8 protein-coding genes and 1 pseudogene are annotated in these 9,277 nt (G+C 58.7%); all 9 read left to right on the forward strand.

Translation table 11 applies throughout. From position 1 onward, the window contains the following. The first annotated feature begins 87 nt into the window (after positions 1–87). Positions 88–348: a stage V sporulation protein S gene (locus tag VEZ38_RS12755; protein WP_006286829.1), complete on the forward strand. Its 261-nt coding sequence runs from the start codon at positions 88–90 to the stop codon at positions 346–348. A 137-nt stretch (positions 349–485) separates the two neighbouring features. Next, positions 486–1,427, forward strand: coding sequence for a dipeptidase (locus VEZ38_RS12760; protein ID WP_324893940.1), 942 nt, complete (start codon positions 486–488; stop codon positions 1,425–1,427). 190 nt (positions 1,428–1,617) lie between these two features. Next, positions 1,618–3,357 carry a 2-oxoacid:acceptor oxidoreductase subunit alpha gene (locus tag VEZ38_RS12765; protein ID WP_324893942.1) on the forward strand — a complete coding sequence of 580 codons (1,740 nt, stop codon included), beginning with the start codon at positions 1,618–1,620 and terminating at the stop codon, positions 3,355–3,357. Positions 3,358–3,360: 3 nt separating this feature from the next. Beyond that, positions 3,361–4,227 (forward strand): 2-oxoacid:ferredoxin oxidoreductase subunit beta, encoded by an 867-nt coding sequence (locus VEZ38_RS12770; protein WP_324893944.1) that lies wholly within the window; start codon positions 3,361–3,363, stop codon positions 4,225–4,227. Positions 4,228–4,352: 125 nt separating this feature from the next. Continuing rightward, a complete protein-coding gene (pduL, locus tag VEZ38_RS12775; protein ID WP_324893946.1) occupies positions 4,353–4,925 on the forward strand; it encodes a phosphate propanoyltransferase in 573 nt (190 codons plus the stop codon). A 109-nt stretch (positions 4,926–5,034) separates the two neighbouring features. Beyond that, positions 5,035–6,588 carry a tRNA (N6-isopentenyl adenosine(37)-C2)-methylthiotransferase MiaB gene (miaB, locus tag VEZ38_RS12780; protein ID WP_324893948.1) on the forward strand — a complete coding sequence of 518 codons (1,554 nt, stop codon included), beginning with the start codon at positions 5,035–5,037 and terminating at the stop codon, positions 6,586–6,588. Positions 6,589–6,602: 14 nt separating this feature from the next. Further along, the gene (locus VEZ38_RS12785; protein WP_324893950.1) at positions 6,603–7,097 is read left to right on the forward strand and encodes a RicAFT regulatory complex protein RicA family protein; all 495 of its coding nucleotides are present in this window, start codon (positions 6,603–6,605) and stop codon (positions 7,095–7,097) included. Between the two features lie 145 nt (positions 7,098–7,242). After that, positions 7,243–8,613 (forward strand): spore germination protein, encoded by a 1,371-nt coding sequence (locus VEZ38_RS12790; protein ID WP_324893952.1) that lies wholly within the window; start codon positions 7,243–7,245, stop codon positions 8,611–8,613. Next, positions 8,610–9,277: pseudogene (locus VEZ38_RS12795) on the forward strand (hypothetical protein); the annotation flags it as partial. The gene VEZ38_RS12790 and the pseudogene VEZ38_RS12795, both read left to right, overlap by 4 nt.

A 9,277-nucleotide genomic window follows, 5' to 3' on the forward strand; every position in this document is an offset into this window, starting at 1 on the left:
TCAACTCCTCGATTGGAATGATTTCGGAGCCGACCGAATATATATAGGTACCGGAACGATTGAAGCTTTCCCGAGGAGGTCCAATTCATGGAGGTATTAAAGGTATCAGCGAAATCGAACCCGAACTCGGTGGCAGGCGCATTGGCGGGCGTGTTGAGGGAACGCGGAGCGGCGGAGCTGCAGGCGATCGGTGCGGGCGCGCTGAACCAAGCGATTAAGGCGGTAGCGATCGCGCGAGGCTTCGTAGCTCCGAGCGGCGTCGACTTGATTTGCATTCCCGCCTTTACCGATATTGTAATCGACGGGGAAGACCGGACGGCGATCAAGCTGATCGTGGAGCCGAGATGAATCGATTTTCGCGCTCGTCCCGGACGAGCGTCGGCATAGGTTGTTTTCCGCTCATCCATCATGTTGCATTGACCGCATAGCCTCTCAGGAGGCTATTTTTTCTTGCTCCCAATTCGAAGGGAAGGCGCGTGATCGGTATGAATACATGGGATATGCACTGCGACGTCTTAAGCAAGCTGCTGCTATCGCCCGAGCTGCGATTCGACGACGATCCGCGGCTGGACGTGACGGCGCGCCGGTTGAAGGCAGGCGGCGTCCGGCTGCAGGCCTTCGCCATCTACATTCCGGAAGCGTGGAGGGGAAAGCCGTTCGAAGCGGTGCTGGCGAGCGTCGACGCCTTCCTGCAGCGCATCTCGAGCCGCGCCGATATGCTGTTCATCCGAACGAAGCAAGATCTCGAGACGCTGCTGCAGCCGCAGGAGACGAGAATCGGGGCCATGTTGACGCTAGAGGGCGCGGACGGGCTGGAGGGGAACCTTGCTTATCTCCGAATCGTCCATGCGTTGGGCGTTCGGACCTTGGGTCTCACCTGGAACGAGGCGAATTGGGCGGCGGACGGCGTACGGGAGCCGCGCGGCGGCGGGTTTACGGCGGCCGGTCGGCGGCTGCTCGCCGAATGCGATCGGCTCGGACTGCCTCTCGACGTGTCGCACTTGTCGGTGAAGGGGTTTTGGGAGCTGCTCGAGCGATCGACCCAACCGCCCATCGCGTCGCATTCCAACGCGAAGGCGATTTGCGGCCATCCGAGGAATCTGTCGAACGATCAGCTACGCGCCTTAATCGCCGCGAACGGCCGGGTCGGCTTGACGTTCGTGCCTTATTTCCTGCGGGGGGACGGCGGGGAGGCGACGATCGACGACGTGCTGCGCCACTTGGATCATATTTGCGGGCTGGGGGGGGCGAAGCACGTCGGCTTCGGCTCCGACTTCGACGGTATCGAAACATGGGTACGGGGGCTCGAACATCCGGCCGGATACGCCATGTTAGCGGAGGCGCTTGAAAAACGATATTCCGCGGAGCTGACGGAGGGCTTTCTCTGGCGAAATTGGTTATCCTATTACCAAGGACGTCTTCCGTAAAAAGGACCGAGCTTCCATTCATCTCGATTCGATATGAAAACCATCGAAAAATACTATATTTTGAGATGCTTGAAAGCACTTGCTTTTTACAAGGCGTCATCATACACTACTTACTGACATATGAAACGGATTTCCATGTTTCAATTCACTTCGATCCATCATTTTTTCGCCTCCAAAGGAGTGGACTTTCTTGATTAGCCAATTGTCATGGAAAATCGGCGGACAACAAGGCGAGGGCGTTGAAAGTACCGACCGCATTTTCTCGACGGCGCTGAACCGACTCGGGTATTACTTGTACGGATATCGGCATTTCTCGTCACGCATCAAGGGCGGGCACACGAATAACAAGATCCGCATCTCGACGAAGCCGATTCGCGCGATCTCGGACGATCTCGATATTCTCGTGGCGTTCGACCAAGAGACGATCGACCTGAACTCCCACGAATTGCGCAAGGGCGGCGTCATCGTCGCCGACGCGAAGTTTAACCCGACGGTGCCGGAAGGCATCGATGCCAGATTGTTTCCCGTGCCGATCACGTCGATCGCGGAAGAGCTCGGCACATCCCTGTTTAAGAATATGGTCGCCTCCGGCGCTTCCTGGGCTTTGCTTGGGCTTCCGCTCGAGGTGTTTAATAAAGCGGTAGAAGAAGAATTCGGACGCAAAGGTCCCGCTATCGTCGAGAAGAACGTCGAAGCGGTGCGCCGCGGCGCGGAATTCGTACTGGAGCTTGCGGGCGGCTCGTCCCTCGCCGACTTCCAGCTCGAGCCGTCGGACGGTCAAGCGAAGCTGTTCATGATCGGCAACGACGCGATCGGTCTCGGCGCCGTCGTCGGCGGCTGCCGCTTCATGCCGGCATATCCGATTACGCCGGCCTCGGAAATTATGGAATACCTCGTCAAGACGCTGCCGAAGTTCGGCGGAACCGTCATTCAGACGGAGGACGAAATCGCGGCCGTGACGATGGCGATCGGAGCCAACTACGGCGGCGTCCGCGCCCTCACCGCCTCGGCGGGCCCGGGTCTTTCCTTGATGATGGAAGCGATCGGCCTTGCCGGCATGACGGAGACGCCGGTCGTCATCGTCGATACGCAGCGCGGCGGCCCGTCGACGGGGTTGCCGACGAAGCAGGAGCAGTCGGATATTAACGCGATGATTTACGGCACGCACGGCGAGATCCCGAAGATCGTCATCGCGCCGAGCACGGTGGAAGAATGCTTCTACGACGCGATCGAAGCGTTCAACCTGGCGGAGCAGTTCCAATGCCCGGTCATTCTCGTGACCGACCTGCAGCTGTCGCTCGGCAAGCAGACGGCGGAAAATCTCGATCTGAACAAAATCAAAATCGAGCGCGGGGCGCTGCAAACCGGGGAGCTGCCGCCGCTCGAAGAGAACAAGCTCTTTAAGCGTTACGAGTTCACGGAAGACGGCGTCTCGCCGCGCGTCCTGCCGGGCATGAAGAACGGCATTCACCACGTGACCGGCGTCGAGCACGATCAGGAAGGCCGCCCGTCCGAGAGCCCGATCAACCGCAAGAAGATGATGGATAAGCGGATGAAGAAGCTCGAGAGCGTGCGGATTACGAATCCGATCCATATCGACGCGCCGCACGAAAACCCGGACGTGCTGATTATCGGCATGAGCTCGATCGGCGGCACGATCGACGAAGCGCGCGAACGCCTCGCCAAGGACGGCGTTACGACGAACCATATGACGATTCGCCAGCTGTACCCGTTCCCGACGGAGCTCGTAGCGCCGTACGTGGAGAAGGCGAAGACGGTCGTCGTCATCGAAAACAACGCAACCGGCCAATTGGCGGATCAAGTCAAGCTGCGGGTCGGATTCGCCGGCAAAGTGAAGAACTTCTTGAAATACGACGGAACGCCGTTCCTGCCTTCTGAAATTCACACCGGCTGCAAGGAGTTGTTATAAGCCATGGCTACATTTAAGGATTTCCGCAATAACATTAAACCGAACTGGTGCCCGGGCTGCGGAGACTTCTCCGTCCAAGCGGCGATTCAACGCGCGGCGGCGAACGTCGGCCTCGAGCCGGAAAACCTCGCGGTCGTCTCCGGGATCGGCTGTTCGGGCCGGATTTCCGGTTATATTAACGCATACGGGTTCCACGGCATTCACGGTCGTTCGCTTCCGATCGCGCAAGGCTTGAAGATGGCCAACCGGGAGTTGACCGTCATCGCTTCCGGCGGCGACGGCGACGGCTTCGCGATCGGTCTCGGCCATACGGTGCACGCGATTCGCAGAAACATGAACATCACGTACATCGTCATGGACAATCAGATTTACGGTCTCACCAAAGGCCAGACGTCGCCTCGTAGCGCGGAAGGCTTTAAGACGAAATCGACGCCGGAAGGCTCGATCGAGGGGACGCTGAGCCCGCTGGAAATCGCGTTGTCCGCCGGCGCGACGTTCGTGGCGCAATCGTTCTCGAGCAACATCAAGCAATTGACGTCGCTTATCGAGGAAGCGATCAAGCACGAGGGCTTCTCGATCGTCAACGTATTCAGCCCGTGCGTCACGTTCAACAAAATCAACACGTACGACTGGTTTAAGGAGCATATCGTCGATCTAGACGAGCAGTCGGATTACGATCCTTCGAACCGCATCGCGGCCATGACGAAAATCATGGAGACGAACAGCATGCTTTGCGGCTTGATCTACCAAGACAAGACCAAGAAGCCTTACGAGGCATTGGTGAAGGGCTTCCAGCCGGAAGGCCTCGCGAAGCAGGACTTGACGATTACGGAAGATCAATTCGCGAAGCTCGTCGCGGAATTCCGTTAATTTCATTCGGGGAAACAGGAGCATGCGGCGGTCGCCGTATGCTCTTTTCATTCGCATGGAATACTGAACAGGACGATGATAGGGATGGAAAAAGGGACCGTCTTTCGATCCAAGGAGGGAACGATATGTACGACATTACGATCGGCGTCTCCGCGCGGCATATTCATCTGGCGCCGGAGCATATCGAGACGTTATTCGGCGCGGGCTACGAGCTGAAGCCCCTAAAGCCGCTGTCCCAGCCGGGACAGTTCGCGGCGGAGGAAACCGTAGCGGTCGTCGGGCCGAAGGGACGGTTCGACAAGGTGCGCATCCTCGGGCCGGCGCGCGGGAAGACGCAGCTGGAAATTTCGCGCACCGACGCGTTCGCGCTCGGCGTCGACGCGCCCGTGCGGCTGTCGGGCAGCATCGAAGGCACCCCGGGCATTCGCATCGTCGGCCCCAGCGGCGAGGTCGAGGTCGAGAAGGGCGTCATCGTGGCGGCGCGGCATATTCATCTGCATCCGGACGACGCGGCGCGCATGGGCGTGAAAGACGGGCAGGTCGTCAGCGTCCGGACGGAGGGCGAGCGCGGCGTGACGTTCGCGAACGTCGTCTGCCGGGTGAACGAGCAATTCGCGCTCGACATGCATATCGACACCGACGAGGCGAACGCCGCCGGCATCAAAAACGGCGACAAAGGCACGATCCTTGTCGAGTAAGGAGGGCGGCTCCGGGCGGGGCCGCTTTTTGCTGCCATGAATGGATTCCGATCCTATCGGTATGCTATACTTTCTTAATGGATGAATAGCGATAGAGGGAAGTGAACGCATGGCTTCGAAGGACTACTCTAAATATTTCGATTTCAGCGGCGCGAAGGTCGTCAGCGTCCAAGACGGCAAGACGACCTATCGGCTGAACGGACGAAACATTCAAATAAACTCGCAGCCGGACTATAAAGAAGGAAAGAAGCGAGGCAAGGAAGACGTCGAGGTGCATTACGACTTCAACATTCCGGAGGAGATGCGCGCATTCGGCGCCGGCAAGAAATATCTTGTGACGACGTACGGCTGCCAGATGAACGAGCATGACTCCGAGACGATGAAGGGCATGCTCGAGTCGATGGGCTTCGCGGCGACAGAGGACAAGCGGGAGGCCGACGTCATTCTGCTGAACACGTGCGCGATTCGCGAGAACGCCGAGGACAAGGTGTTCGGCGAGCTCGGCCATCTAAAGCACCTAAAGCTGGAGCGGCCGAATCTCGTGCTCGGCGTCTGCGGCTGCATGTCGCAGGAGGAAGGCGTCGTCAAGCGGATTATGGCGAAGCATCAGCATGTCGATCTCATTTTCGGAACCCATAACATTCACCGCCTCCCGAAGCTGCTGCAAGACGCGTATTACGATAAAGAGATGGTCGTCGAGGTATGGTCCAAGGAAGGCGACATCGTCGAAAATATGCCGAAGAAGCGCGAAGGCATGAAGGCATGGGTCAACATTATGTACGGCTGCGACAAATTTTGCACGTACTGCATCGTGCCGTATACGCGGGGCAAGGAGCGGAGCCGCCGTCCGGAGGACGTCATCGCCGAGGTACGGGAGCTGGCGCGGCAGGGCTATAAGGAAGTGACGCTGCTCGGGCAGAACGTCAACGCGTACGGGAAGGACTTCGAGGACCGCACGTACCGGTTCGGCGATCTGATGGACGACATCCGGAAGATCGACATCCCGCGCATCCGCTTCACGACGTCGCATCCGCGCGACTTCGACGACCACCTGATCGAGGTGCTGGCCAAGGGCGGCAACCTCGTCGAGCATATTCATCTGCCGGTGCAATCCGGAAATACGGACGTGCTGAAGAAGATGAGCCGCAAATACACGCGCGAGCAGTATCTCGAGCTCGTCGCGAAGATCAAGCGGGCGATGCCGAACGTCGTACTGACGACCGACATTATCGTCGGCTTCCCGGGCGAGACGGAGGAGCAGTTCCAAGACACGCTGTCGCTTGTTAAAGAGGTGCGGTACGACTCGGCGTACACATTCATCTACAGCCCTCGCGAAGGGACGCCGGCCGCCGATATGGCGGATGATATTCCGGCAGAGGAGAAATCGGCGCGGCTCATCCGGCTGAACGACGCGCTGAACGAAATCAGCCGCGAGGCGAACGAGAAGCTGCGCGGACAGACGGTGGAAGTGCTTGTGGAAGGCGTCAGCAAAAACAACGCCGACATGCTTTCCGGCCGCACGCGCTCGAACAAGCTCGTGCATTTCCAAGGCCCGCACGACTTGATCGGCACGTTCGCGCAGGTGACCGTGACGGAGCCGATGACATGGTTTATCAAGGGCGAATTGGCGGACGCGGAAGCGCCGGCCGTCGCCAACCTATAGAGGAGCGGACGAATATGGCCTATCGACAACAACGGTTTCGAGACGACGGACATGCTTGCGCCCCGGGCGAAGGCAGACCGAAGGTATCTTACGACACGAAGGATCTTCTGATCCGCGAGGACATCATGGCGAAGGCGAAGGAAGTGGCCGAGCTGCTATCGACGTCGGAGGAAGCAGACGTCTATCGCAAGGCGGAGAAGCGCGTGAACGAGCACGAGGACATCCAAAAACTGATCGCCGCGATCAAGAAGAAGCAGAAGGAAATCGTCGCCTTCGAGACGACGTTCAAGAACGCCGACATGGTGAAGAAGATCGAAGCGGAAATCGACGAGCTGCAGAACAAGCTCGACGAATATCCGATCGTGACGCAGTTCCGGCAGTCGCAGCAGGATTTGAATTATACGCTTCAGCTCGTATTCAACATTATTCGAGACACGCTTTCCGAGAAGATCGCCGTCGAGGACGCGGCGACGACCGCGGCGTCCGCCGGCGGCGGCGATTGCGGGTAAACCGGTTTTCAACCGAATGGAAACGCCAGAGGAAGAGACGTTCGAGGCGAAAGCTTCGGGGGTCTCTTTTTCCATATTCTTGCATGATCTGCGCCTGCTCGCCCCATACTACCTGAGATGAAAATTTTCGGGAGGGGGACGGGTCGTGCACGAATCGTTGCGTTCGAAGCTGGCGGCGCAATTCGGCAGTTCGAAGGACTTTATCCATAAGACGCTCCGTCGCGGGGAGAGCAGCGTAGAGCTCTTTTACTTATTGACGATAGCGGACGAAGCGCTCATCTTTCAGTCGTTGGTGAATCCGTTTTATAACGAATCGACGAACCTGTATTACGCGGAATTCATCTCCTGCATGCCGAAGCGCGTGACGCCGCCGGACGAGGCGGCGACGCTGCAGCTTGTCGCTCAAGGCTATGCGGTCGCCATTGCGGGATCGGACGTATACGTGTTCGATTTCCGCAAATTTCCGTCGAGCCAAATTCGCGAGGCGACCGTCGAGACGGTCATTCAAGGCCCGCTCAACGCCTTCAGCGAGGATATCGGCACGAACGTCGCCTTGATGCGCCAGCGCTACGGACCGGCTTCCCTTACGATGGAGACGACGACGGTCGGTACGCGGATCAAGACGGCCGTCGCCCTCTTGTCCGACGGCGAGACGGCGAATCGCGGCCTCGTCGAGGAGATGAAGCGGCGGATTCAAGCCGTCGCCCTGCCCGTCGTCCAATCGGCCGGCCAGCTGACGCAGCTGCTCGGCGAGCCGAAGCGCACTTTATTCCCCCGCTTGCTCGTGACGGAGCGCCCCGACCGCGCCGCGTTGAATTTATCCCAGGGCAAGGTCGTCGTGCTGCTGCATGGGACGCCGTTCGCCATCGTAGCGCCGGCGACGTTTTACGACTTCTTCGCGTCGATGGAGGATTTGTATCAGCAGTACTTTATTAGCCGGTTTCTGTTGTTCCTCCGGTACGCCGCCCTGCTGATCAGCCTGACGCTGCCGGCGACCTACGTCGCGATTTCCGCCTACAACCCTGAGATTTTACGCGTGGAGCTGGCGCTTGCGATCGCAGGGAACCGGGTAGCGGTGCCGTACCCGGCGTTCCTCGAGGTGCTTTTCATGCTGCTGGCCATGGAGCTGCTGGTCGAAGCGTCGATCCGGCTGCCGAAGGCGATCGGCTCGACGGCGACGACGGTCGGCGGGCTCATTCTCGGGCAGGCGGCGACGGAGGCGAGCCTCGTCAGCAGCATTATGATCATCATCGTAGCGACGGTTGCCATCTCGAATTTCGTCGTGCCGATTAATTCGATGAGCTTCGCGATTCGCGTGGCGAAATACGCGCTGCTGTTCCTCGCGACGTTGTACGGACTGACCGGCATCGTGCTCGGCCTTATCGCGTTGGTCGGCTATCTCGTCTCGTTGGACAGCATGGGGGAGCCGTACCTAAAGCTGTTCGAGCATGACGACCAACAGACGAAGCCGACGCAGCGTTCCGGGAAAACAGGCGCGTCGAGGAGGGTCGGATGAACCGTTATTTCGCTTATTTGTTGTTCTTCAACATGCTGACGAACGTCATATCGCAAGCGACGATTATTCTGCTGGAAGAACGGTATAACGGCGCCGTGTCTTCCCTGCTGCTCTCCGTGCCGGCAGGCGCGACGATGATCATCGTATTTACCTGGCTGTTCGCCCGTCTGCCTCGGCAAGGATTGCCGGAAATCGTATACGGCGCGATGCCTCGATGGATCGGTGCGCCGTTCCTTGCGGCGCAGGCGCTGCTCTGGTTCGTTTGCGGCTTCGTCGTGCTGCTGTACATCGCAGAGGTGACCAAGCGGTTTATCAACCCCGACTTCGCGCCGGTCGAAGCGCTGGCGCTGATCCTGGCGGTCGTCGTCCTGTTCGTCAACCTGTCGTCGATGCGGGTGCTCTATTTGCTGGAAATGACGATCGTCATATCCGTCCCCTTCATTCTGTTCATCGTCGGGAAGGCGGCTTTCAGCGAAAACTTGATGGTCGACAGCATGCTCGAAGCATTTACACATGGCCGGGAAATGCCTTCGCTGCTTGCGTTGAATGCGTCGCTGTTTGTGTTTTCGGGGTTTATGACCCTTTGCATCTTTAACAGAGTCATCGCGCCGAACGTGCGGCGGGGCTGGTATTTGGCGATCGTCGCGCTGATCGGCGGCTTGAA

Source organism: Paenibacillus sp. (assembly GCF_035645235.1).
Taxonomy (GTDB): domain Bacteria; phylum Bacillota; class Bacilli; order Paenibacillales; family YIM-B00363; genus Paenibacillus_AE.

Excerpts from the sequence above, each read along its gene's own strand:
- VEZ38_RS12755 (WP_006286829.1), top strand. The coding sequence starts at position 88 with ATGGAGGTATTAAAGGTATCAGCGAAATCGAACCCGAACTCGGTGGCA.
- VEZ38_RS12760 (WP_324893940.1), top strand. The coding sequence starts at position 486 with ATGAATACATGGGATATGCACTGCGACGTCTTAAGCAAGCTGCTGCTA.
- VEZ38_RS12770 (WP_324893944.1), top strand. The coding sequence starts at position 3,361 with ATGGCTACATTTAAGGATTTCCGCAATAACATTAAACCGAACTGGTGC.
- pduL (WP_324893946.1), top strand. The coding sequence starts at position 4,353 with ATGTACGACATTACGATCGGCGTCTCCGCGCGGCATATTCATCTGGCG.
- miaB (WP_324893948.1), top strand. The coding sequence starts at position 5,035 with ATGGCTTCGAAGGACTACTCTAAATATTTCGATTTCAGCGGCGCGAAG.
- VEZ38_RS12785 (WP_324893950.1), top strand. The coding sequence starts at position 6,603 with ATGGCCTATCGACAACAACGGTTTCGAGACGACGGACATGCTTGCGCC.